Consider the following 22485-nt stretch of genomic DNA (forward strand, 5'->3'; position numbering starts at 1 on the left):
AATCGGGACGCTCGGAAGGAGCATGAACCCTACACCTGGTGATCGAACGTTCACCGTCAGCCTTGACTTCGCGGCCGCGCGATCATCGGCAACCGATTCGGCTGCATCGTCGCTTTGATCTTGGGGAACACCTTCACCCCAGGTACCGGTTCCAGCCGCCATCGGGCGCCGATCGTCGCCGCCACCAACGCGATCTCCGTGGGCGCGAACTGATGTCCGGGGCACAGCCGGGCCCCGGCGCCGAACGGGATGAACGCGCCCTTCGGCACCTCGGCGGCGCGCTCGGGTTCCCAGCGATCCGGGTCGAAGCGCTCCGGATCGGGGAACCAGCGCGGATCGCGGTGCAAGGTGTGCTGGCTGACCGCGACCTCGGTACCGGCGGGAAGGCGTACCCCGCCCAGTTCGACGTCCTCCCGTGCCCGCCGCATCAGGATCACCGGCGGCGTCCGGCGGACGACCTCGTTGATGATCCGCTGCGTGTAGACCAGCCGCGGCAGGTGTTCGAACCGTGCCGGCCCGCTGGCCAGCACCTCGTCGACCTCGGCGTGGAAACGGCGCTCGATATCCGGCCTCGCCCCGATCTCGTGGAAGAACCAAGCGAGCGCGACGGCCGTGGTCTCGGCGCCGGTGGTGAGGATCGTGATGACCTCGTCCTCCACCTGCCGGTCGGTCATCCTCTCGCCGGTCTCCTCGTCCTCGGCCAGCAACAACATCGACAGCAGATCGCCCTGATCACCGCCCTTCTCACGCGCTTCGAGGACGGCGTCGCCGATGACCCGTCGCAGCCGCGCGGCCGCCGCGTCGAACTCGCGGTTCGCCGGGATCGGCAGGCGTTCCACGAATTTCGGCGAGAACGCCCGGACCATGACGTACTTCAACATGATCGGGATCGACCGCTGGATCTCGGTGAGCGCGTCGTCGCCGAGTTCGGTGGAGAACAGCGTGCGCCCGGAGATGGTCAGCGCGAGGTCCTGCATACGCCGGTCGAATTCGACCACCTCGCCCGGTTTCCAGCTGCCGGCAAGTTCTACAGCGAGCTTCGTCATCGTCGTCTCGGCGTAGAGCGCGATCCGGCTTCGCTGGAACGCGGGCAGCATCATCCGGCGTTGCCGCTGGTTGAAGGCGCCGTTGGAGGTCGCGAGCCCGTCGCCGAACAACGGCCGCATCTTGTCGAACACGATGCCTTTGTCGAACTTCCCCGCGTCGACGGCGAGCAGCCGCCACGCCAGCTCCGGCGTCGTGACCAGATAGACCGGCATCGGGCCGAAGTCGAGCCGTACGACGTCGCCGTACGAGGGCAATGAGGACAACAGTTTCAGCGGGTCACGAAGCATCGGCACGGTATGCCCGAGCACCGGCCACCGGCCCGGTGCGACAGCGACGTCCGGAGGTGCTGCCATCGTGTTCGTCTCCCGGTGCCTGGACGCTGAACCCGGCCACCTTAGGGCCGGCGAGCGGCGAAGAGGCTTCCGCCGCCGCACTTCCACACGATCGGACGATGGCCGCCCGGTCCCGCGAGGCCGCTAGACTCCTGTGCCCCAACGGATCCCAACCGAACGGCGGCGACGAAGGTGACTTCGAACCTGAGCTGGGTGCCCCCCGAGGTCGACACGACCGTGCCGAATCCCGCCCGGGTCTACGACTACTGGCTCAACGGCGACCACAACTTCCAGGCCGACCGTGAACTGGGCGAACAGATCCTGAAGATCATGCCGGGTATCCGCGACGCGGCCCGGCTCAACCGTGCCTTCCTGAGGCGTGCCGCGGTGCACATGGCGGAGGCGGGAGTGCGGCAGTTCCTCGACATCGGCTCCGGTATCCCGACCGTCGGCAACCTCCACGAGATCGTCCAGCGGATCGACCCTTCCTGCCGGGTGGTCTACGTCGACCGCGAATCGGTCGCCGTGGCACACGCCAAACTGCTGCTGCGCGGCAACGACCGGTGCGCGGCGATCCAGGCCGACCTCCGCGACGTCAACGACATCTTCGACGCGCCCGAAACCAGGGACCTGCTGGACCTCGACCGGCCGATCGGCCTGTTCATGTTGCTGCTGCTGCATTTCGTGCCGGACTCGTGGGAGCCGCACGCGATACTGGCCCGCTACCGGGAGCGGATGGCCTCCGGCAGCTTCCTGGCGATCTCGCACGTCGCCGCCGACGCGAATTCGAGCGGCCTCGACGAGGCCATCGAGGCGTACAAGAGCACCCAGAACGACCCCATCCCCCGGACCCACGACCAGGTGCTTTCGTTCTTCGAGGGGTTCGACGTCCTCGAGCCCGGCGTCGTCGGCTGCGCGATGTGGAAACCCCAGGGCGCCGGTGACATGTCCGAAGACCCGGAGATCAACTCGCTGCCGTACGCCGGGGTCGGCCGGAAACCCTGAGCCCAGGATGTCAGGAAAGGGTCGTTCAGGACGAAAGATGTCCTGAACGACCCTTTCCTGACGTTTCCCCCTCGCCTCCCCCGGCTCAGGGCAGCACGTCGGTCACGGTGTCCTTGATGACCTGCCACTTCCCGTGCTCGCGTACCAGCGTCAGGCTGATCGTGTAGTGCCGGTCGATGTTCTGCGACGGCACCTTGTAGTACGCGTCGAGGATCGCGAAGCCCATCTTGCAGTCCTCGACGACGGTGTGGGTCACCGTCCAGGGCATGCTGTACTCGTACGGGAGCTTGAACTGCACGTCGACCACCGGCTCCACGTTGGCCTCGTAGCCGATGAACAGCTGCCCCTTGCGCCCGACGGTCACCATGTTCTGGTGGATGATCGCCCGGTAGCGGGCCTCGTCGCGTTTGTTGAAGCTGTCCATGTCCTCCCAGACCGCGCGGTCGAACGAGCGCTGGCACGCCTGCCGCTCCGACTCGGCCTGCTGCTCTCCCGCCGCCGCGGCGGGCACGCCGATTCCCGCCGCGGCCACGACCAGTCCGGCCAACGCCGCGTAATACCGCTTGCGCATGGGGTTCTCCTCATCACGTCCCGTATTCCGTCCACCAGGAGATTCGCCGGGCGGCGCATCACAGCTGCATCACTTCCGCACCGGCGCGGGCGCGGGGCCGGTTAACCTCGCGGAAGGGGGTGCGATGGAGTTCCGGATCTTGGGGCCGGTGCAGTGCCGGAACGGGGCACGGCCGGTGAAGCTGGCGGGCCCGCGGCAGGAGCGGATCCTCGCCGCGCTGCTGCTCGGCGCCGATCGCGTCGTCTCGGTCTCACGGCTGGTGGACGTCGTCTGGGACGAGGAGCCGCCCGCCACGGCCACGCGTCAGATCCGCAACCTCACCACCGCGCTGAAGCGCACGCTCGTCGCCGAGGGCGCCGCCGACGACGTTTTGGCCGCCGAGGGCCCGGGCTTCGTCCTTCGCCCGAGCTCCTTCGACCTGCGCACGTTCGAGGAGCACGTCTCGCGTGGCGAGTTCCGTGAAGCACTCGCGTGCTGGAGCGGGCCCGCACTGTCCGGTGTGGACAGTGCGGCATTGCGCGGTGAGGCCGAAGAGCTCGACGAGCGTCGTCTGTCCGTTGTGGAGCGTTGCCTCGACGAAGAGATCTCCGCCGGCGAAGACTCCGTCGCGGAGCTGACGGCATTGGTCGCCGAACACCCGCTCCGGGAGCCGTTCGCCGGCTTGCTCATGCGCGCACTGCACCAGCAGGGCAGGCAGGCCGACGCACTGAACGTCTACCGGCAGGCGCGAACGCGGCTGGTGGAGGAACTCGGGATCGACCCCGGGCCGAAACTGCGCGAACTCTACGAGCGGATCCTGCGTGACGAGCCGGAATACGGCAAGACCCGCTGCTTCCTCCCTTACGACGTCCCGGATTTCACCGGGCGCGAGGCCGAGATCGGCCGCCTGGCCGACGCCGTCCGGCTCGGCCGCCCGGTCGTCGTCGACGGGATGGCCGGTGTCGGCAAGACCTCGCTCGCCGTCCACGCGGCGCATCGGCTCGCCGCCGATTTCCCCGACGGGCAGCTGTTCGTGGATCTGCACGGCCACTCCCCCGCGCGCGAACCGCTTCCGCCCGAGGCCGCGCTCGAAGCCCTGCTCGGGCAGCTGGACGTCCCGGCTTCGCGGCTTCCCGGCGGCGTGGACCGGAGGGCCGAGTTGTGGCGGACCAGGACGGCGGGCCGGTCGCTGCTCGTGGTACTCGACAACGCCGCGAGCGCGGAACAGCTGCGGCCGCTGGTGCCGGGCTCGGCGACGGTCGCCCTACTGGTCACCGGGAGGCGCCGCCTCGCCGCGGTCGACGGTGCCGCGTCGATCAGTCTCGAAGTGTTGCCGGACGAAGAGGCGGGCGCGCTGTTCGCGGCGGCGTCCGGGCGGCCGGACTCGGGGGTGGCCGCGTTGTGCGGGAACCTGCCGCTGGCGATCCGCATCGCGGCCGCCCGGCTGCAGAATCGTCCACAGTGGACCGTCCAGGCCCTGGTCGAGCGGCTGGGCTCCGAACACGACCGGTTGGCCGAGCTGAAGGTCGCCGGGCGTGACGTGGCCGCGGCCTTCGCACTGTCCTATCGGGAACTCGACGCCGCGCAGCAGCGGATGTTCCGTTTACTGGGGCGCAATCCCGGTGCCGACATCGGCGTACCCGCGGCGGCCGCACTGGCGGGCACCGGCGAACGCGAGGCCGAACGCCTGCTGGAGGACCTGCTCGACGCCCACCTGCTCAGGCAGCCCGCGCTGGGCCGCTACGCGTTCCACGACCTGATCGCCGAACACGCCCGCAACGCCGCACGCGACGAGGAATCCGGTCCGGCCGTGCATCGGCTCCTCGATCACTACCGCGACGGCGGCGGCCCCGGCTGGTACCGGGCGGAACGGGCGAACCTCGTCGCGGTGACCCGGCACGCGCTCGACGCCGGTCTCGACGAACACGCCTGGCGGATCGCCGCGGACACCGCGGAGCACCTCCGGGAGAGCGGGCACCTCGACGAACTGCTCGCCGTGGCACGAGCCGGGATCGCCGCCGCCCGCCGGATCGGCGACCCGCACGCGATCCAGCTGAGCCTGGCGAGCCTCACCCTGGCGTTCTGGGAGAACGGGCGGCTCACCGAGGGAATGGCCTGCGCCCTCGAACGGCTGGACGTCGTCCGCGCGTCCGGCGACCGCGCGGCCGAGGCGATCGCGCTGTCCAGGGCGGGCGCGCTGCACGCCATGCTCGGCCGGTACCCCGAGGCGATCCGGTTCTACGAGGACGGTCTGGCCGTCGTGGGCGAGACCGGCGCCGCCACCCTGTGGACCAATCTCAGCAACGCACAGGAAGTCCTCGGCAGGCTGGACGACGCGCTGGTTTCGGCCCGGCGCGCGGTGGCGCTGCGTGAGGACGAGCGCGGCGCGATCCTGAGTTCGGCCCAGCTCGGCCTCGTCCTCTCCAAGCTGGGCAGGTTCGACGAGGCCTTCGAGATCATCGAACGGTCGATCACCGCCTCGCGGGATCTCGGTTACCTGTTCGGCGAGGCGTGGAGCCTGATCGATCTCGCCGACGCCCTCCTGCTCGCCCACCGGCCGGGCGACGCGCGCGAGCAAGCCGATCGCGCGTGCGCGATCCTCACGCGGCTCAACCATCCGCTGCTACTGGCGATGGCGGCCAACAGCCTGGGCACCGCCTGCCTCGCGCTCGGCGAGACGACGGTGGGCCTGAGCCGGCATCGGCTCGCGCTCGAAACGGCGAAGCGGATCGGCTACCGGCTGCAGGAAGCCCGCGCGCTGGCCGGATTGGGGCAGGCCGGGGCGGCGCGGGACCACTACGCCGCGATGGGCCTGCCCGCCGGACCGCTGCAGGTCGTCACCTGAAGAACCCCGTGAGCAGATCGCGCAGGGTGTCCGGCCGGTGGAGGACACCGTGGTCCTGTCCCTCGACGGTGGCGTACCGCGCGCCGGGAACCGTGTCGGCGACCGCGCGGGTACCCGCCCGCATCCAGGCGTCGCTCTCCCCGCCGTCGATGACCAGCGTGGGCACCGAGACCTTCGCCAGCCTTTCCGCGGGCAGCACGTTTCCGGGACCGCAGAGCGCGAGGTCGTAGGGCAGTGTGTGGGCGAGCCCGGTGAACCACGCCCAGAACGGGTCGTCCCGCATCCCCTTGACGACCTCTTCCGGCGTCGCCGTCCCCTCGACCAGGAACAGTTCCGCCGCGCCGTCGCGGTCGCCGTCGGCGATCAACGCACGGACCCGGTCGAAGAGGTCGGCCCCGGGCCGCTCCCGGCTGTCGTCGACGACGTACGGCGGCTCGTACACGGCGAGTTTGGTCATGGCGACGCCTCTGGCGGCCGCCTCCAGCCCCAGCACCGCACCCGACGAGTGCCCGAACACCGCCGCCGAACCGCCCACGTGCTCGATCAACGTGGCGAGATCCTCGACCTCGCGCTCCACCGAATAGACCGCGCCGGCTCCGCTGTCACCCCGGCCGCGACGGTCGTAGGCGATCACGGTGTGCTCCGGCGCCAGGGTGGCGGCCAGGCCGGCGACGGTCGTCCGGTCGTTGAACGCGCCGCCGGCCAGGATCACCGGCGTGCCGTTCCCGGTGCGCTCGAAGGCGATCGGGGTGCCGTCGGCCGAAGTCACGGTCTCGAACGAGGTGGTCATCAGGTCCTCCGCAGGGTCGCTTCACTCTAGCTTCGGCACTGGGTCGGAGCCGATGACCACCGCTCGACATCACTTCCGGAGATTTCCGAAGAATTCCCGGAGCTCGGCCACCACGTCGCCTGGGACGGCCATCGCGACCATGTGGCTGGGGCTGTCGTGATCGGCCCAGCGCACGACGTCGTTCTTGCGGGAGGCGATCGTGCGCAGCGCGGACGGCCCGCCGTGGGAGACGCCGGTCGGCACCACCGTCTGGTCCATCGGCATCGCGGCCTGGCCCTCGTAGTAGGGCCACAGCGACGTGCCGCCGGTCCCGGTCAGCCAGTACAGCGTCGCGTTGGTGAGGAGCAGGTCGCGGTCGATCGGCTCGGCGGGCGCGGTGCCGTCGGGCCAGCCGTCGAACTCCTTGAACCGTTCCACCAGGTACGCCAGCTGCGCGACCGGCGAATCGAGGAACCCGAAGCTCAGCGTCTGCGGCCTGTTCGTCAGGTACGGCGCATATCCGCTGCCGCCCGCGAAGCGCTCCATCAGGCCCGCCAGATCGGCCTGATCCTGTTCGGTGAGCCCGTCGAAGTCGGCCGGATCGCCCATCGGCACCCCGAGGCCGGACGTGATGTGCGAGCCGATGACGTGCTCGGGCGCGTGCACCGCGAGGCAGGGCGTCACCAGCGCGCCGGCGTCGTTCCCGTGCGCGCCATACCGTTCGTATCCGAGACGGCTCATCAGTTCCGCCCAGGTCCGCGCCACCCGCGCGATGTCCCACGGACGTTCGTCGGCCGGCTCCGGGAACGGCGAGAAACCGAAGCCCGGCAAGGACGGCGCGACGACGTGGAAGGCGCGTGAGGGGTCGAGGCCGTGGGCTCGCGGGTCGGTGAGCGGGCCGAGCACGTTCAGGAATTCGGCGATCGAGTTGGGCCAGCTGTGCGTCATGATCAGCGGGATCGCGTCCGGCTCCGGCGACCGGACGTGCAGGAAGTGCACACGCTGACCGTCGATCTCGGTGAGGTACTGCGGGAACTCGTTGAGCTGCTTCTCCCACGCGCGCCAGTCGTAGCCGTCTCGCCAGTATTCGGCCAGGTCCTTGAGGTAGGCGACGGGGACGCCGCGGCTCCACTCGGCACCGGGCAGCGCCGACGGCCAGCGGGTGCGGGCCAGGCGGTCGGTCAGGTCGTCCAGATCGGACTGCGGGATGTCGATGCGGAACTGCTCGATGTCGGTCATGAGATGACCGTAGGGGCCATTCAGGCCAGATCCTGACCTAAATGCCCCCCCTCGCACTTAGCCGACTAACTGCGGGCTCGTGGTCGAGCGTGTCGCGAAAGCCTTGGCGTTCGGGGAGGACGAAGGGAGCTTTCCCCGCATCCGATGCGATGAAAGTCCCCTTCGCAACACTGTCTTTGGCCCACCGTGGCGATCCGTCGCATTCGTCCGTGAAGGCCTCCTTAAGGGACCCAGAGTCCCTCAAGGAGGCCTTCACGGACCGGCCTGCGATTGCCGAGCGACCCCGCGTTCAGCCGGCTAAACGCGGACGATCTGCGTAGCGCCGAAGGTGTCCTTCACCGGCACCTCGAAGGTCTTCCGCCGCACGGTCACGCGCAGGACCTCCTGACGCTGCGTCGGATCCGAGACCGCCAGCTGCCAGCCGTTCCCCGTCCGGCCGAGCGCCACCGAAGCCGGACCGGACACCGACACCTCGTCGACGGACCCGGCCTCGAAGAAGTTCGCCAGCAGGGTCGCGTCCCACAACCGGACGGCCTGCACGGTCGTGGTGTTGGACCGCACGCGCCACGACCAGGCCGAGGCGATCGTCTGCAGTACCGACGCGGTCGGCAGGACGGCGTACGCGTAGCTCGCGTTCGACGGCTTGGCCCCGTGCTCGATGACCAGCTTCTGGTACCGCCGGGTGTACGGCACCGTGGTGCCCTTGGTGTTGGCGCCTTTGTCGACGTCGCGCCAAGTCCCCGTCCGGTCCTCACGCAGCGCGGTGACCTCGGCGTCGTCGAGGAGGACGTAACCGCCGACCCGTTCGAGATGCAGCCATCGCTTGCGCCGCAAGGACTCCGAACCCTCGACGAGACGACCGTCGGCCAGAAGGACACCGGTGCCGTTCTCGCCGAGATTACGGTTCTCGATCGTGGTCCGGATCCGCTCGCCGGAGGTGTCGGTGATCCCGGCACCGAGGCACAGCACACCGGACGGCGTGAAGAACCACGACTTCTTCGCGGTCAGCGTGCCGTCCTGCGAGACGAAGTCGAGGGCGTGCGCGCCGTGTCGCGCGTCCCAGCGGACACCGCCGCAGTGATCCTTGCCGGTCAGCGGGACCGACTCGAGTTTCGGGGTCGGACCGCTCTTGGTGGTCGTACCCGGCAGCAGCAGTGGGTCGACCGTCGGCCAGTAGGCGTCGGTGAAGTGCCCCTTCGCCTTGGGCAGGAACAGATACAGCGAACCGTCGCCGACGTACCAGCCGTGCAGGTTCATCGAGTTGATCGACTCGTACCGCGAGATCCGCGTCGAGGCGACGCCGAGCGAGGCCGACCAGCCTTCGGTGATGTGCACCATCCGGTCCTGCTGGCCGAACACGCGATGCGTCGCGACCGTCCGCGTCGCCCGCACCTTGGTCGCCAGCAATTCCTGCGCGAACTCGATACCGGGGATGCCGACGAGATCCGGCCCCGGCGCGAACCGTTCGGGATCGGGGATCTCGAGGTACGGTGCGAAAGTGTCCTCGGTGATCCACTTCGCGGCGAGACCGCCGAGCTCCTCCTTGCGTTTCCCGCTCGCCGACCGGGCCAGCAGGACCACCGCACCGGTGAGCTGGTGCCCGATGTCGTGCGCGGATTCCCCTTGCCGGGAAAGGAACCGGCCGCGGACCGACTCCATCAGCGCGCCCGCGTACACGAACGGCGCGAACGTGTCGGAGACCAGCGCGTACGCCGCGTCGCGGACGTCGGCGGGCAGTTCGAACTCCGTGCCCTTGGTGACGTGGATGGCGGACGCGACGGCGGTGAGCAGGATGATCCCGTAGTGCCCGGGATACGGCACCGAATCGTGCTGCAGGAACGAGCCGTCGGTGTGGAAACCGTCACCGGCGGAGCGGTGGAGCTTGGCGATGACACTCGCCGCTCCCCCGCCTTCGACGTCGGTGAACGCGCCGACACCGCGTTCGATCCGCCCGGCGTCGCCCAGCATCGCGCCGGAGACGATGGAGATCGTCGACTTGTCCGCGCGGTTGGCGCCGGTCTCGACGACGCTCGGATTGTTGGTGCGGCGGTTCGGGTCGCCGGAGAACTTCAGTACCGGCTTCAGATACTTGGCGAGCTCGTCCTGGGTGAGCTCGTCGGCGACCGTCGCGAGGATGTGCAGCAGGTAGAGCGGGATGCCGATCTCGTAGGTGTACCAGTTGCCGATCTCGGCGGTCTTCTCGCTGTACTGATCGCTGGTGTACAGCAGTTCCAGCGCGCCCTTGATCCGGGCGAGCACCGCGGGGTCGCCCGCGAGCGCGCCGCCGGGAGTACCCCAGTTGACCGCGATCGCGCGGAGCCGGGCGTACATCGACGTCGTGAATTCGCTGCCGGGGCCGAGCGGCAGGTCCTTCCACAGTGGACCGTCGCCGACCGTCATGCTGTCGTGGTACGCCTTCGCGACCCTGTCGAGATTCGCCAGCGCGGCCGTGCGCTCCGCCGACGGCCGGTTGATACCGGTTTGCAGTTCGCGGTAGCCGGTCACGATGGACGACGAGCCCGGAGCCGCGGGCTGCGCGGACGAGGTGCCCGCGAGTGCTGATGTGAGCGCCACCGAAGCGGCCGCTGCCGCGCCTCCCCGCAAGGCCGTTCTCCTGTCGAAGCAACCGAATCCGGACATGACAGTGCCTCCCAAAAGGGGTCAGAGACGGATCAAGGGCGGCGGCGGGTGCTGGGGTCTCGTGAGTGATTTGGGTCGTTAGAACGACCCAAATCACTCACGAGCTTTTAGCGCTTCCCGTCGGTCCTGCGAGGCAGGTCCCACGGGTTGTTCTCCTGCAACGGTTCCGGCAGCAGCGCGTCGGGGAAGCCCTGCCAGGCGATCGGTCGCAGGAACCGCTCGATCGCGGCGGTGCCGACCGAGGTACTGGTCGGCGCGGTGGTCGCCGGGTAGGGACCACCGTGTTCCTGTGCCCAGGTGACGGTGACGCCGGTCGGCCAGTCGTTCCACAGCAGACGGCCGGCGACCCGGGTCAGGGACGGGAGGACCTGGCGGATCCAGTCCACATCGGACTCTTCGCCCTGGATGGTCGCGGTGAGCCCCGGTTCCATCACGCCGAGCAGGCTGATCAGCTCGGCCTGATCGGTGTAGGTGACGATCAGCGACGCCGGGCCGAAGCACTCCTCGCGGACGGTGTCGGCGTCGGCGAGGAACGCTTTGGCGGTGGTGGCGAGCAGCGTCGCGCCGTGCGAAATCCCCTCCGCGCCACCGGATTCCGACAGCACCTCGACGCCGTCGACCTCGCTGAGCTTCGCCAATCCGTCGGCGAAACCCGCCGCGATGCGCTCGTTGAGCATCGGCTGCGCCGGGATCGCCGCGACGGCCTCGCGGAGCGTGTCTTCGAGGCCGTGGCCCTCGGGCAGGAACAGCAGCCCCGGCTTGGTGCAGAACTGCCCGGCACCGAGGGTGAACGAACCCGCGTAGCCCTTGGCGATCGCCTCACCGCGCGCGTCGATCGCGGCCCGCGTGACGACGACCGGGTTGACGCTGCCGAGTTCGCCGTAGAACGGGATCGGCGACGGCCGCGAGCTCGCGATATCGAACAGCGCGCGCCCGCCCGGCACGGAACCGGTGAACGACGCCGCCTGGATCCGCGGGTCCTTCAGCGCCGTGACGCCGTTCTGCTGGCCGTGGATGACCGCGAAGATCCCTTCCGGAGCACCGGCCTCGACCAGCGCGTCACGCAGGACCTCGCCGGTGCGGGCGGACAGCTCCGGATGCCCCGAGTGTGCCTTGAGCACGACCGGACAGCCCGCGGCCAGTGCCGACGCGGTGTCGCCGCCCGCGACGCTGAACGCGAACGGGAAGTTGCTGGCGGCGAACACCAGCACCGGCCCGATCGGGGTGAGCAGCCGCCGGATGTCCGGCCTCGGCCCCATCGGCCACGCGGCGTCCGCGTGGTCGACGGTGGCGCCGAGGAACTCGCCGTCCGCCAGCACCTCGCCGAACAGGCGCAGCTGGAACGTCGTGCGCTTCAGCTCGCCCTGCAGCCGCGGCGCGGCCGGGAGGTGCGTCTCCTGGTTGGCCAGCGAGATCAGCTCTTCGGCCGCCGCGTCGAGGGCGTCCGCTGCCGCGTTCAGCCATCCGGCGCGCTGGGCTGGGGTCGCGGCCGCCGTCGTGCCTGCCGCATCGGCGGCGGCCGCGAGGATCTGTTCGAGCGTGGCGGGATCCGTTGCCTGGCTCATTTTCTTGCGTCTCCTAGAGTTCTTGCGCGGCGCTGACGGCGGCGATGAGATCCGCCCAGCGCCCCGGGCCGGCGAGGCCGAGGTGGTACAGGTGCAGCTCGGTGGCGCCTGCCTTGCCGAGTTCGGTGGTGTAGGCCTCGATGTCGGGCACCGGGCTCGCCGCCACCGCGGTGATGTAGCTGCCGACGGCGACCTTCTCCGGCAGTTTCGCCCGTGCCGCCTCGACGGCGCCGACGCTGGGACGGCCGGGTGCCCAGTTCTGCAGCACCACCGCGTCGACGTCGTCCGGGGCCGACGGCGTCAGCCCCGGCAGCGCGCCGGTGACCCACGGGTCCATCGCGCCGTGCAGCACGATCCTGGGCCCGGACGGGATCTTCTCGAGCACCGCGCGCCGGAGGGCGTCGGTCGCGTTCTGGCGCGTGTCGAGCAGGACCTGCCGCAGCGTGGGCAGGATCTTGTCCTCGGTGGCACGCAGGTCACCGCTGTCGATCAGCCGCCGGACCTCGGCCCGCAGCTTGCCCAGCGCCTTCACCGGATCCTGCCCGGCCGCTGCCCAGGCGTCGAGACAGTCGTCGCAGCAGCAGATCGACAGCAGCCGGGCCACCGCGGGCGACCAGACGCCGTCGGTCTTCTCGTGCTGGTGCTGGTGCACGGCGCCGAGCGGTCCGCAGGCCTCGAGGATGACGGTGGCGAAGTCGAGCCCGGCGAGGCTCTCCGCCGTCACGTTCGCCGCGTACTCGCGGACCGCGGGCACGCCGGGGCACAGCGCCCACGGATACCGCTCACCGAAACAGTTGCGCACGGTGAAATCCGGGAATTCCGTGCCCAGCTGCGAGTTGTGCGTCAGCACGATCCACGCCGCGGCCGGGATCCCCGCCTCGGTCAGCGTCCGGACGGCGTCGCCCGCGCTGTCGCGGCTTTCCACCCAGTCCGGCTCGGCGGGCTTCAGCTCACCCCACGCCTCGTCGCGCACCGGCCGGTACAGCGCCGCGTGGCGCGCGACGACCGAGGTGCGCTCGGGCGACCAGGGCGTCGCCGCGCGGGCGCTGTGGTACGACACGGCGACGGCGACCTCGTCGACGCCGAGTTCCCGTACGCGCTCGACGAAGCCGGGATCGTCGACGACGTCCCAGGGGTAGGCGTATCCGGTGACCTTCACCCTGTCACCACCGTGCCGTGTTCGGTTCGAAGCTTCCCACGAACTTCCGCATATAGGTCACGTCATCCCGTTTGGTCTGTCCACTTCGGACATAGTCTTCATGGGCCCGTGCCAGCGCGTCGGGGTCGAGTTCGACCCCCAGCCCCGGCTTGTCGGGCACCGCGACCGCACCGTCGGCGAACTCCAGCGCACCCGGGGCGATGACGTCGGCCGTCTTCCACGGCCAGTGGGTGTCGCAGGCGTAGGTCAGGTGCGGCGTCGCCGCGGCCACGTGCACCATAGCGGCCAGACTGATCCCGAGATGACTGTTCGAATGCATGGAAAGACCCACGTCGAAGCATTCCGCCGTGGTGGAGAGGGCCTGGGTGTCCCGCAGACCACCCCAGTAATGATGGTCCGAAAGTACGACCCCGACCGCTCGCTGCCGGAAGGCGGGCTCGATGTCCGCGAAGCGCACGACGCACATGTTCGTGGCCAGCGGCATGTTCGCCTTCTCCGCGACCCGCGCCATGCCCTCGATACCCGGTGTCGGGTCTTCGAGGTATTCAAGGACCCCGTCGAGTTCTTCGGCGACCCGGATCCCGGTCTCGACGGTCCACGCCGCGTTCGGGTCGATGCGGAGCGGGTGGTCCGGGAAGGCGTCCGCGAGCGCGCGGATCCCGTCCATCTCCTGGTCGGGGTCGAAAGCCCCGCCCTTGAGCTTGATGGAGCCGAAGCCGTACTCCTCCACCATGCGGCGTGCCTCGCCGACGAGCGCGTCCGGCGTGGTCACCTCGCCCCACGAGTCCTCCTCGGCGCCGAGGTGGGCACCGAACTTGTAGAACAGGTAGGCGGAGAAGTCGACCTTGTCGCGCGCCTTGCCACCGAGCAGGTCCACGACCGGCCTGCCGAGGTAGTGGCCCTGCGCGTCGAGCGCCGCCACCTCGAACAGCGAGTACACGCTGGCCACGGTCTTGCTGACGGAGAAGCCGCCGGTCAGCCCGTGCGCGTCGGCGAAGACGACCTCGCCCAGCGTGGTGGCGACCTTCCGGCGGAGACCGGGCAGGTCGAACACGTCGTGCCCCTTGAGTTCCGGGAGCACCTTCCTGACCTGGTCGAGGAAGGCGAGGTCACCGTAGGACTCACCGAGGCCGACCACGCCGTCCTCGCAGATCAGCTGGACGACACCGCGCAGCGCGAACGGCTCGTGCACGCCCATCGCGTTGAGCAGCGGAGGGTCGGCGAACGCGACCGGGGTCAGGACGACGTCGAGAACCTTCATCTTCAGGCACCGGCCTCGACGGACTTGAGGACGGCGAATCCGTCGTCGATGATCTTCTCCAGGCGGGCGATCTGGTCCGCGGTGGGCTCGACCAGCGGCGGCCGCACCGAGCCGACCTTGTCCCCGCGCAGCCGCGCCGCGGCCTTGACCAGCGACACGGCGAAGCCCTGCCCCTCATCCCGCAACGCGACCAGCGGAAGGTAGAACCCGGCGAGCAGCGCCTCCATGACGGCGTCGTCGTTCTCCGCGAGCGCGCGGTGGAACCGGGCCGCGATCTCGGGCGCGAAGCAGTGCACGGCCGAGGAGTACCGCGCCACGCCGACCGCGGAGTAGGCGCGCGCGGAGACCTCCGCCGTCGGAAGACCGTTGAAGAACAGGAAATCCCGGGCCCGGTCGGTGCCGACGGAGCGGATCGTGGTGATGATCCGGCTCATGAGTTCGACGTCGCCGAAGCCGTCCTTGATGCCGACCACCGACGGGATGCCGAGCAGTTCCACCGCCGAGTCCGGGGTGAACACGCCGGTGGACCGGTGGTAGACGATCACCGGGATCGAGGAATCCCCGACGGCGTACCGGACGTGGTCGACCAGCCCGGACGGCGGACCGGTGACCAGGTACGGCGGCAGGAGGAGGACGCCGTCCGCGCCGCCCGCCTCCGCCGCCGCGATCCCGGCACGGGCCGAGGCCGCACCGCCGCCGGCGCCGACCCAGACGGGCACGCGCCCGGCCACGACCTCACGAGCCTTACGCAGGATCGCTGCGTGCTCGTCCGGGGACAGCGAGCTGAATTCGCCCGTACCGCAGGCGACGAACAGCGCACCGGCTCCGGCGGCCACGTGGCTCTCGACGGTTTCCGCGAACGCGTCGAGGTTGAGTTCCAGCCCCTCGGTGAAGGGGGTCAGGGGGAACGCCAGTAGGCCGTCGAGTTCGATCTTGGGCTGTGCCATGGATTTCTCTTTCGTTCTTTGTGGATGGTCCCGGGTACGGGCCCGGTCAGGCGGGCACGGTGGTGCCGTCCTGCGACTTGCGGGGTGTGACGTCGTCGTCGCGGTCGATCGTGTCGATGATCTCGTCGGTGGAGGCCTTGCGCTCGGGCATCAGGTAGCCGAGCCCGATGAACAAGCCCAGCGACACCAGGATCGGGGTGGACACGGTGACCGCGAGGGTGGCGTTGTAGCCGTAGTAGGCGATCGCGTAGGCGATGAGACCGCCCGCCCACGAGATCAGCGCCGCGCGGGAGCCGGAGCGGCGGAACGCGGGGAGCATGCCGAGCAGCAGCGGCACCGAGATCGGGCCCATCAGTGCCGCGACCCAGAGCACCACGATCCCGAGCACACCGCCGAGTTTCTCGGCCTGCGTGGCCACCGCCATGGTGGCGGCGACGAACAGCACGGTGGAGACACGGGCGGCGAGCAGCCCCTGCGACTCGGTGAAGTTCCTGGCCTTCTTCCACAGCACGGGCAGCATGTCGCGGGTGATGACCGCGGAGATCGCGTTGGCGTCCGAGGAGACCATCGCCATGGTGTGCGAGAAGATCCCGGCCAGCACCAGCCCGACCAGACCCGGCGGGAGGAAGGTCGTGGTCATGATCGCGTACGCGTTGTTGGGGTTGTCGATGTCCGGGATCAGCAGCGGGGCGGCGAACATCGGGAACATCATCACCAGCGGCCACACCAGGTACAGGATCGAGGAGAGCCGCGCGCCGCGACGGGCCTCGTAGGTGTTCGGCGCGGCCATGTAGCGCTGCGCCAGATTCCACATACCGCCGTTGTACTCCAGCGTCTTCACCAGCACGTAGACGAGCAACACGATGGTGGTGAACTTCGACGTCGTCGGGTTCAGGTGGGCGGGCGGGAGGTCACCCCATACGGTCCACAGCCCGGAAACGCCGCCGAGCTTGTCCAGCACCACCCACAGCATCACGATCGCCGCGATGGCCTGGATGACGAACTGGCCGAAGTCGGTGAGCGCGTCGGCCCAGAGACCGCCGACGGTGCAGTAGATCAGCGTGATCGTGCCGGTGATGATGATGCCCCAGGTGTAGGGCACGCCCGCGAAGACGTTGAGGATCGTCGCGACCGCGAACCACTTGGCCGCGATGTCGAAGATCTTCAGGAGGCTGCCGCTCCAGGCCAGCGCCTGCTGGGTGGGCACATTGAAGCGCTTCGCCAGGTACTCGAGCGGCGAGGCGACACCGAGCTTCGAACGCAGGCGGTTCCACCGTGAGGCGAACAGCCAGCTGCCGATGCCGACACCGATGCCGATGCTGGCCATGCCCCAGAAGTAGACGGTGATGCCGTCCGTGTACGCGACGCCCGCGTACGCGACGAAGAGCACGGCGCTGTAGCCGGACATGTGGTGGGAGATACCGGCCAGCCACCACGGCATCTTGCCGCCTGCCGTGAAGAAGTCACTGACCGTGTTGACCCGGCTGTGCGACCACAAGCCGATCACCACCATCAGGACGAAGTACGCGGACACCATGATCCAGTCCAGTAAATGCACCGCTGACTCCTTTCCGCGTTCACGAAGGCCCAGCCCGACCTGTTCACATCCATGAACGGAGTCTGTTATAGTGATTATGTTCATCCATAAGAACGCTGTTCGGGACGCTAATATGGCCGGAGTCACAAGTCAACGGCCGGATGGAGGAGCGCGGATGCCGCAGCAGGAAGCCGCCGTCACGGTGGCGAACGGCGCGCCTGAACCCGCCGGGGTGAAGTCGGCGAGGCGGGCGATCGACCTCATCGAGACCTTCGCCGCGAACGACGTGTGGCTCTCCCTTTCGGATCTCCACGCGCGGACCGGGTTCCCCAGGTCGAGCCTGCACGGCCTGCTCCGCACCCTGCTCGAAGCCGGCTGGCTGGAAGTGGACACCAACACCGCCCGCTACCGCCTCGGCGTCCGCGCGCTGATCTGTGGCACGGCCTACCTGGACCGCGACCCGGTCGTCCCGTACGCGACCGAAGCGCTGGAGCGGATCCGGGAGAAGACCGGCTACACGGCGCATTTCGCGCGCCGCGAGGGCACCGACGTCGTCTATCTGGAGACACGCGAGTCCCGGCACTCGACGCATCTCGTGTCCCGCGTCGGCCGCACGCTGCCCACCCACGCGACCGCACTGGGGAAGGCACTGCTGGCCGAACTGACACACGACGAGATCGACGGCCTCCTGACCGGAGAGCTGACGGCGCTCACCCCGAACACCATCACCACCGTCGAGGCGCTGCACGCCGAATGCGCGAAGACGCGCGAACGCGGCTATGCCTCGGAAATCGAGGAAGGCAGCCTCGGCGTCCGCTGCGTCGCGGCCGTGATCCCGTACCGCATCCCCGGCACCGACGCGATCAGTTGCTCCATGCCGGTCACCGAGGTCACCGACGCCGATGCCCAGCGCGTCGGCGAGCTCCTCGCCGAAATCACCGCGGAGCTCGGCCAGCAACTGCGCCGCGCCGGCATCCGCTGACCTGTTTCCCACTTTCCTTCACTGACAAGGGGTCCCCATGGCAGACCAGCGCGTCCTGATCACCGGCTCGGCGGGCATCGTCGGCACCCTGATGCGGCCGCGACTGCGCCGTTCCGGACGGGTGCTGCGCCTGCTCGACCTGGCCGCGCAACCCGAAGCCTCGGGCGGCGAGGACGTCGAGCTGATCACCGCTTCGGTGACCGACCCGGAGGCGATGGCGAAGGCCTGCGCCGGCGTCGACGCGGTGATCCACCTCGGCGGGCACAGCCGCGAGAACTCGTGGGAAGCCACGCTCGACGTGAACATCAACGGCACCCACACCGTCCTCGAAGCCGCGCGCGCCGCCGGTGTGCCGCGCGTGATTCTGGCTTCCAGCAACCATTCCGTCGGCTTCCGCCGCAACGACGAGGCGGGCGCGGACGGCCTCCCCGCCGACTCCACGCCCCGCCCCGACACCTACTACGGCGTCAGCAAGGCGGCCATCGAAGCGCTCGGCAGCCTGTACCACTCGCGGTTCGGCATGGACGTGATCGTCATCCGGATCGGCTCCTGCTTCGAAAGCCCGCTCGTCCTCGGCCCGCGCGGCCTGACGACGTGGCTCTCCCCCGACGACGGCGCCCGGCTGTTCGAGGCCTGCCTGAGCTACCCCTCCCCCGGCTACCGGCTGATCTGGGGCGTCTCCGACAACACGCGCCGGATCTACTCACTCGCCGAAGCCGAAGAGCTGGGCTACAAGTCGCTCGACAACGCGGAGACCTACGCGGACCAGCTGGCGGACATGCCCGCGCCGACGGGGGTGGCGGCGGAGTACGTCGGCGGACCGTTCTGCACCGCGCCGCTGGGGGCGCACAACCCGCTCTGACGTCTTTCGTTTGGCATTTGAAGGCCCCGGCGACACGCGTGTCGTCCATCCAGTCACGCGTGTCGTCCACCTGATCACGCGCGCCGTCTCCTGAGACACGCCCAACCGCCGAAGGGAGCCGGAACCTCTCGCATGCCGAGTGTCGACGATGTAGGAATCGGGACGTTGAGTGTCCCGATTCCTACATCGTCGAGCTGTCGGTCATGCGTTCACCGAGCCGGCGCGCAAGATCCGCCAGTTCGTCATCGGGAACGTCCAGATGGCCACGCGCGGGATCGAACACCGCGGCCTGCTGCTGCTCGTACGGAACGCCGGGCGGCAGAGGCGCGAGGTGCCAATGGACGTGCCGGTTGGCCTGTTGACTGCCCAAGGACAGCACGTAAAGCCGTTCGACGGTCAACAAGTCGCTCAACGCGGTGCCCGCGCGGTGCACGACCCGCTGGACGGCCAGGTACTCGTCGGCGGTGAAGTCGCCGATGGCGTGCTCCCGATGTTCGATCGGGGCCACGAGAAAATGCCCGAGCACGGAAGGGAAACGGCTGGCGAAGACCACCGCGTCGGCATCCCGGTAGGCGATGTGATGCGGGTAGTCGGGGTTGCCGTCGAGAAGTTCGCAGACGAAACAGGCTCGGCGGGCGAGATCGAGATAGGCGTCGGCCTGCCACGGAACACGGTCGGTCATACCCCTATGACTACCCGACTTCACCTCGCACGCCCCTGCACCCGCCCGGCCACCGCCAGCACCACCGGCGCCGCCAGCCAACACAAATACGCCCAAGTACCCGCGGTGACGAACGAAACAGGAACCGAAACCCCGAACACAACCGCCAGGCACACACTCCGCACCAGGTTCTGACTGAACGCCCACGGCGGCGTGTCCGCGCGGTAGAGGTGTTCGCGCCGGATCTCCCGGATGATCAGCGCGAACGAAGCGGACGCCAGCACCTGCACGATCGCGTACAGGCTGAACCGGGGCGGGAAGGCGCCGTCCGCGGTGATCACCCGGGTCGCGAACGGCGTCAGCACCTGCATGAACAGCCAGGCAAGGGTGAGGCTGATCAGGCGGCTGTTCAGCGAGCGGACGTGGCCGAAGATCTCGTGGTGGGCGCGCCAATGGGCGGCGATCACCACGAAGCTGACACCGAAGGCCAGATACTCCTTGCCGTGATCCGCCACCGAACTCAGCATCGCCTCGGTGGTGTCGCCAGCGGGGACGGGGAGTTCCAACGCCAGCAGGGTGAGCGCGATCGCGATCACCGCGTCGATGAACATGGTGAGCCGCTCGGGAGGGGCCTGAGTCGCCATGATGCGGAAATCTCCTTCTGCGTCAGGCGACGGTTGCCGGGCGGAGCTTCCGTGACCGTACGGCCAGGATGATCATGACGGCGGGGATGAGCAGGTCGTTGGCGAGGACTCCGCCGGTGTTGCCGGGGCTGTGGACGCCGTTGGCGAACCACTGGTAGACGTGGCCGACCAGGGCTCCCCAGAGGAACATCCCGGCGCCGAGTCCGATGGTGACGCGTTCACGCGCGGACGCCGAAGCGGCGCGGAATCCCATGACGGCCAGCCCGAGGTTGGCGAAGGCGATCTCGAACAGGAAGGGCGTCCGGTCGAAGCCGATGGCGGTGGCCATGACGTCCGGGAACGCGAGGAACGCGACCGTCATCCACAGGCTGCCGAAGCCCAGGGCGCCGATCGCCCACCAGCGCTGCCAGATCTCCAGCCGTTCGTGGGCCGTCGGAGCGTGGCGGGCTCGCAGGAACGCCCCGACGGCCGGTACCAGCATCCAGACCAGCGGGAAGGCGGATTGGGCGAGGTATGAGAAGTTGTCCATGTCTTCAGTCTTACCTAGTTAATATTAACTCGTCAACAATCAGGTATAGTGATCCTCGTGGATGACGGACTCGCAGACCTGTTGCACCGCGTGGTCATGCTGCTGGGCGAGAACGCCCGGCGGCGCACCGAAGACACCGACGGCTTGACCTACAGCCAGATACGGCTTTTGGGCACGCTCGAGGAGATCGAGCCGGCGACGCAGCATCGGCTCGCACAGGCGCTTTCGGTGTCCGACCCGGCGATCAGCCGGGCGCTACGACCGCTCGAAGCGGACGGCCTGGTACAGATCACCGTCGACCCCGAGCACGCACGCCGGAGGCTCGTCCGCCTCACCGAAGTCGGCCGGAAAGCCTTCCACGCGGCCGGAAAACCGCTCTACGACGAGTTCCGCGCCGGGCTCATCGCGGCGGGCTTCCCCTACGAGCGCTACCTCGAAGACACCCTTCGGCTGGCCGAGATCCTCTCCCCCGATCAGGGAACGCGGCGCTGATCCGGAGCCGCCCACCCGTTGATCACGGCGAGCAGCTCGAGGTACCGCTCCCGCCGGGGATCATCGGCGATGTCCAGCCAGGGCAGATCCCGCCGCGGGGCGGCGTCGTACCCTTCGGCGAGGCGTCGCATGAGGGCGCGGAAATCCGGATCCCTCACCAGTCCGGCGAGTTCCACCCAGGCGTCGACCTGTTCGACCGCGGGACTTTCGGGTAGTTCGGGCGTCATCGAGCGGGCGATCCCGACGAACCCGGGATGCTCGAGACCGCCGAAGATGGCGTCGAGGAAGTCGTCGATCAGCCGACGTCGCTCATCCTCGGTCAGTTTGGCCAAGTCGTGCATCAGAGTGATCTCCTCGGGAGTGGATCCGCGCCGGGTCACGGCTTTCAGCACCGCATGACGGAGACGCAGCACGTGGATCTGCGCTTCCAGCGCCCGCAGGTGGGCCTCGGCGACATCGGGAAGGGCGGCTTCGCTTTCGACGACCTTCCGGATCGTGGCCAGGTCGAGTCCCAGCTCACGCAACGTGCGCACGAGCTCCAGGCGCGCGAGTGCGTCGACGCCATAGCGGCGGTGCCCGGACGCGGTGCGGCCGGACGGGGCCAAGATGCCTCGGTCGGAGTAGAAACGGATGGTCTTGACGGTCAGCCCGGTCCGCCGGGAGAGCTCGCCGATCGAGTACCGGGGGGCGTCCATCCGCCCACCCTCGCACCTCCCCTCGGGGGAGATACAAGAGCGATCACGCGCGCGTCGCGGGCCCGGTCAGGCAGTGCTGCACGAGCGGGCCGAACGTGGCGGCCAGTTCGTCGACGGACGAAGACGCGATCGGCTCGATACGCATGATGTACCGGGCGACCGCGAGCCCCAGGATCTGCACGTTGACCATGCCCGCCCGCAGCGCGGCGTCCGGCGTGCCGAGCAGCGCCGCGAGCCTGCCGGTGATCTCCCGGTCGATGAACTCGCGCAGCAGCGCTTCGGACCGCGGATCGGCGGGAGCCGACCGGGTCAGCATCATCAGCGGCGTGCGGTCGGATTTGTCGAGGTTCCCCACCAGCGTCCGGACGAGGCGCTCGCCGATGCCGTCGAGGCCGCCGTCGAAAAGGGCCTCGACGGCGGGCGGGACGTCGCCGGAGATCTCGATCGCGGCGCTGAACAGACCTTGCTTGGTGCCGAAGAAGTAAAAGACCATCGCCGGGTCGACCTCGGCGGCGGTGGCGATCATGCGCACGGTCGTACTGCCGTAGCCGTGCTCGTGGAACAGCTCACGAGCGACCTGCAGAATCCGCCGCTTGCTCTCCGCGCCCGACCGCCAGCGCCCGGGACGGCGGTTCTTCTCGTGTTCTGTCATGGCATCCGAAGCCTAACACCGTTTTCTTCACCACCCGATGAAGTTTTCGGTACCGTGTTCTTCATCAGGCGG

20 protein-coding genes are annotated in these 22485 nt (G+C 69.0%); 5 read left to right on the forward strand and 15 right to left on the reverse strand.

What is annotated here, in order from left to right; genetic code table 11:
- Positions 1-56: 56 nt before the first annotated feature.
- Positions 57-1400 (reverse strand): cytochrome P450, encoded by a 1344-nt coding sequence (locus AVR91_RS37120; RefSeq protein ID WP_063273805.1) that lies wholly within the window; start codon positions 1398-1400, stop codon positions 57-59.
- Between the two features lie 171 nt (positions 1401-1571).
- Here AVR91_RS37120 and AVR91_RS37125 point away from each other — a divergent pair, with 171 nt between their 5' ends.
- Complete coding sequence (locus tag AVR91_RS37125) at positions 1572-2384, forward strand: SAM-dependent methyltransferase (protein ID WP_063273804.1); 813 nt, start codon at positions 1572-1574, stop codon at positions 2382-2384.
- 85 nt (positions 2385-2469) lie between these two features.
- Here AVR91_RS37125 and AVR91_RS37130 read toward each other — a convergent pair whose 3' ends face one another.
- A complete protein-coding gene (locus AVR91_RS37130) occupies positions 2470-2955 on the reverse strand; it encodes a hypothetical protein (protein WP_063272249.1) in 486 nt (161 codons plus the stop codon).
- 124 nt (positions 2956-3079) lie between these two features.
- Between AVR91_RS37130 and AVR91_RS37135 the strand changes: the two genes are divergently transcribed.
- A complete protein-coding gene (locus AVR91_RS37135; protein ID WP_063272250.1) occupies positions 3080-5779 on the forward strand; it encodes an AfsR/SARP family transcriptional regulator in 2700 nt (899 codons plus the stop codon).
- On the opposite strand, the gene AVR91_RS37140 is transcribed toward AVR91_RS37135, so the two are convergent.
- From AVR91_RS37140 to AVR91_RS37175, 8 genes are all read right to left on the reverse strand, one after another.
- The gene (locus tag AVR91_RS37140; RefSeq protein ID WP_063272251.1) at positions 5772-6569 is read right to left on the reverse strand and encodes an alpha/beta fold hydrolase; all 798 of its coding nucleotides are present in this window, start codon (positions 6567-6569) and stop codon (positions 5772-5774) included. The two genes, AVR91_RS37135 and AVR91_RS37140, sit on opposite strands and share 8 nt — an antisense overlap.
- A 69-nt stretch (positions 6570-6638) precedes the next feature.
- Positions 6639-7787 (reverse strand): epoxide hydrolase family protein, encoded by a 1149-nt coding sequence (locus AVR91_RS37145; RefSeq protein WP_063272252.1) that lies wholly within the window; start codon positions 7785-7787, stop codon positions 6639-6641.
- A 297-nt stretch (positions 7788-8084) separates the two neighbouring features.
- Complete coding sequence (locus AVR91_RS37150) at positions 8085-10427, reverse strand: polysaccharide lyase 8 family protein (RefSeq protein WP_063272253.1); 2343 nt, start codon at positions 10425-10427, stop codon at positions 8085-8087.
- Between the two features lie 107 nt (positions 10428-10534).
- Positions 10535-11992, reverse strand: a complete 1458-nt coding sequence (locus AVR91_RS37155; protein ID WP_063272254.1) for an aldehyde dehydrogenase (NADP(+)) — start codon at positions 11990-11992, stop codon at positions 10535-10537.
- 13 nt (positions 11993-12005) lie between these two features.
- Positions 12006-13151 (reverse strand): hypothetical protein, encoded by a 1146-nt coding sequence (locus tag AVR91_RS37160; RefSeq protein WP_063272255.1) that lies wholly within the window; start codon positions 13149-13151, stop codon positions 12006-12008.
- 4 nt (positions 13152-13155) lie between these two features.
- Positions 13156-14412 carry an enolase C-terminal domain-like protein gene (locus AVR91_RS37165; RefSeq protein WP_063272256.1) on the reverse strand — a complete coding sequence of 419 codons (1257 nt, stop codon included), beginning with the start codon at positions 14410-14412 and terminating at the stop codon, positions 13156-13158.
- A gap of 2 nt (positions 14413-14414) precedes the next feature.
- Positions 14415-15359: a 5-dehydro-4-deoxyglucarate dehydratase gene (locus AVR91_RS37170; RefSeq protein WP_063272257.1), complete on the reverse strand. Its 945-nt coding sequence runs from the start codon at positions 15357-15359 to the stop codon at positions 14415-14417.
- A gap of 46 nt (positions 15360-15405) precedes the next feature.
- Positions 15406-16917: a sodium:solute symporter family protein gene (locus AVR91_RS37175; RefSeq protein WP_063272258.1), complete on the reverse strand. Its 1512-nt coding sequence runs from the start codon at positions 16915-16917 to the stop codon at positions 15406-15408.
- A gap of 154 nt (positions 16918-17071) precedes the next feature.
- Between AVR91_RS37175 and AVR91_RS37180 the strand changes: the two genes are divergently transcribed.
- Both AVR91_RS37180 and AVR91_RS37185 read left to right on the forward strand, forming a co-directional pair.
- Complete coding sequence (locus AVR91_RS37180) at positions 17072-17878, forward strand: IclR family transcriptional regulator (RefSeq protein ID WP_063272259.1); 807 nt, start codon at positions 17072-17074, stop codon at positions 17876-17878.
- 37 nt (positions 17879-17915) lie between these two features.
- Positions 17916-18740, forward strand: coding sequence for an NAD-dependent epimerase/dehydratase family protein (locus AVR91_RS37185; RefSeq protein ID WP_063272260.1), 825 nt, complete (start codon positions 17916-17918; stop codon positions 18738-18740).
- 181 nt (positions 18741-18921) lie between these two features.
- Here AVR91_RS37185 and AVR91_RS37190 read toward each other — a convergent pair whose 3' ends face one another.
- Genes AVR91_RS37190 through AVR91_RS37200 form a run of 3 tightly spaced genes read right to left on the reverse strand, consistent with a single transcriptional unit; the run spans position 18922 to position 20574 of the window.
- Complete coding sequence (locus AVR91_RS37190; RefSeq protein ID WP_063272261.1) at positions 18922-19422, reverse strand: HIT family protein; 501 nt, start codon at positions 19420-19422, stop codon at positions 18922-18924.
- A gap of 20 nt (positions 19423-19442) precedes the next feature.
- Entirely contained in the window at positions 19443-20045 is a 603-nt protein-coding gene (locus tag AVR91_RS37195; protein ID WP_063272262.1) for a TMEM175 family protein, read from the reverse strand.
- A gap of 22 nt (positions 20046-20067) precedes the next feature.
- Positions 20068-20574 carry a DUF6790 family protein gene (locus AVR91_RS37200; RefSeq protein ID WP_063272263.1) on the reverse strand — a complete coding sequence of 169 codons (507 nt, stop codon included), beginning with the start codon at positions 20572-20574 and terminating at the stop codon, positions 20068-20070.
- Positions 20575-20631: 57 nt separating this feature from the next.
- Here AVR91_RS37200 and AVR91_RS37205 point away from each other — a divergent pair, with 57 nt between their 5' ends.
- Positions 20632-21066, forward strand: a complete 435-nt coding sequence (locus tag AVR91_RS37205; protein WP_037348294.1) for a MarR family winged helix-turn-helix transcriptional regulator — start codon at positions 20632-20634, stop codon at positions 21064-21066.
- Here AVR91_RS37205 and AVR91_RS37210 read toward each other — a convergent pair.
- Together AVR91_RS37210 and AVR91_RS37215 are read right to left on the reverse strand one after the other, a co-directional pair.
- Positions 21048-21761 (reverse strand): MerR family transcriptional regulator, encoded by a 714-nt coding sequence (locus AVR91_RS37210; protein WP_063272264.1) that lies wholly within the window; start codon positions 21759-21761, stop codon positions 21048-21050. The genes AVR91_RS37205 and AVR91_RS37210 overlap by 19 nt on opposite strands.
- A 43-nt stretch (positions 21762-21804) precedes the next feature.
- Entirely contained in the window at positions 21805-22413 is a 609-nt protein-coding gene (locus tag AVR91_RS37215; RefSeq protein ID WP_063272265.1) for a TetR/AcrR family transcriptional regulator, read from the reverse strand.
- Positions 22414-22485: the final 72 nt, after the last annotated feature.

Origin of the sequence: Amycolatopsis keratiniphila subsp. keratiniphila, from assembly GCF_001620365.2 — a bacterium.
Lineage (GTDB): Bacteria > Actinomycetota > Actinomycetes > Mycobacteriales > Pseudonocardiaceae > Amycolatopsis > Amycolatopsis keratiniphila.

What these genes read in the sequence shown, in the direction of transcription:
- AVR91_RS37145 (WP_063272252.1), bottom strand. Translation starts at nt 7,787, where the DNA reads ATGACCGACATCGAGCAGTTCCGCATCGACATCCCGCAGTCCGATCTG.
- AVR91_RS37210 (WP_063272264.1), bottom strand. Translation starts at nt 21,761, where the DNA reads ATGGACGCCCCCCGGTACTCGATCGGCGAGCTCTCCCGGCGGACCGGG.
- AVR91_RS37165 (WP_063272256.1), bottom strand. Translation starts at nt 14,412, where the DNA reads ATGAAGGTTCTCGACGTCGTCCTGACCCCGGTCGCGTTCGCCGACCCT.
- AVR91_RS37150 (WP_063272253.1), bottom strand. Translation starts at nt 10,427, where the DNA reads ATGTCCGGATTCGGTTGCTTCGACAGGAGAACGGCCTTGCGGGGAGGC.
- AVR91_RS37180 (WP_063272259.1), top strand. Translation starts at nt 17,072, where the DNA reads ATGCCGCAGCAGGAAGCCGCCGTCACGGTGGCGAACGGCGCGCCTGAA.
- AVR91_RS37155 (WP_063272254.1), bottom strand. Translation starts at nt 11,992, where the DNA reads ATGAGCCAGGCAACGGATCCCGCCACGCTCGAACAGATCCTCGCGGCC.
- AVR91_RS37195 (WP_063272262.1), bottom strand. Translation starts at nt 20,045, where the DNA reads ATGGCGACTCAGGCCCCTCCCGAGCGGCTCACCATGTTCATCGACGCG.
- AVR91_RS37190 (WP_063272261.1), bottom strand. Translation starts at nt 19,422, where the DNA reads ATGACCGACCGTGTTCCGTGGCAGGCCGACGCCTATCTCGATCTCGCC.
- AVR91_RS37215 (WP_063272265.1), bottom strand. Translation starts at nt 22,413, where the DNA reads ATGACAGAACACGAGAAGAACCGCCGTCCCGGGCGCTGGCGGTCGGGC.
- AVR91_RS37170 (WP_063272257.1), bottom strand. Translation starts at nt 15,359, where the DNA reads ATGGCACAGCCCAAGATCGAACTCGACGGCCTACTGGCGTTCCCCCTG.
- AVR91_RS37130 (WP_063272249.1), bottom strand. Translation starts at nt 2,955, where the DNA reads ATGCGCAAGCGGTATTACGCGGCGTTGGCCGGACTGGTCGTGGCCGCG.
- AVR91_RS37120 (WP_063273805.1), bottom strand. Translation starts at nt 1,400, where the DNA reads ATGGCAGCACCTCCGGACGTCGCTGTCGCACCGGGCCGGTGGCCGGTG.
- AVR91_RS37135 (WP_063272250.1), top strand. Translation starts at nt 3,080, where the DNA reads ATGGAGTTCCGGATCTTGGGGCCGGTGCAGTGCCGGAACGGGGCACGG.
- AVR91_RS37200 (WP_063272263.1), bottom strand. Translation starts at nt 20,574, where the DNA reads ATGGACAACTTCTCATACCTCGCCCAATCCGCCTTCCCGCTGGTCTGG.
- AVR91_RS37185 (WP_063272260.1), top strand. Translation starts at nt 17,916, where the DNA reads ATGGCAGACCAGCGCGTCCTGATCACCGGCTCGGCGGGCATCGTCGGC.
- AVR91_RS37140 (WP_063272251.1), bottom strand. Translation starts at nt 6,569, where the DNA reads ATGACCACCTCGTTCGAGACCGTGACTTCGGCCGACGGCACCCCGATC.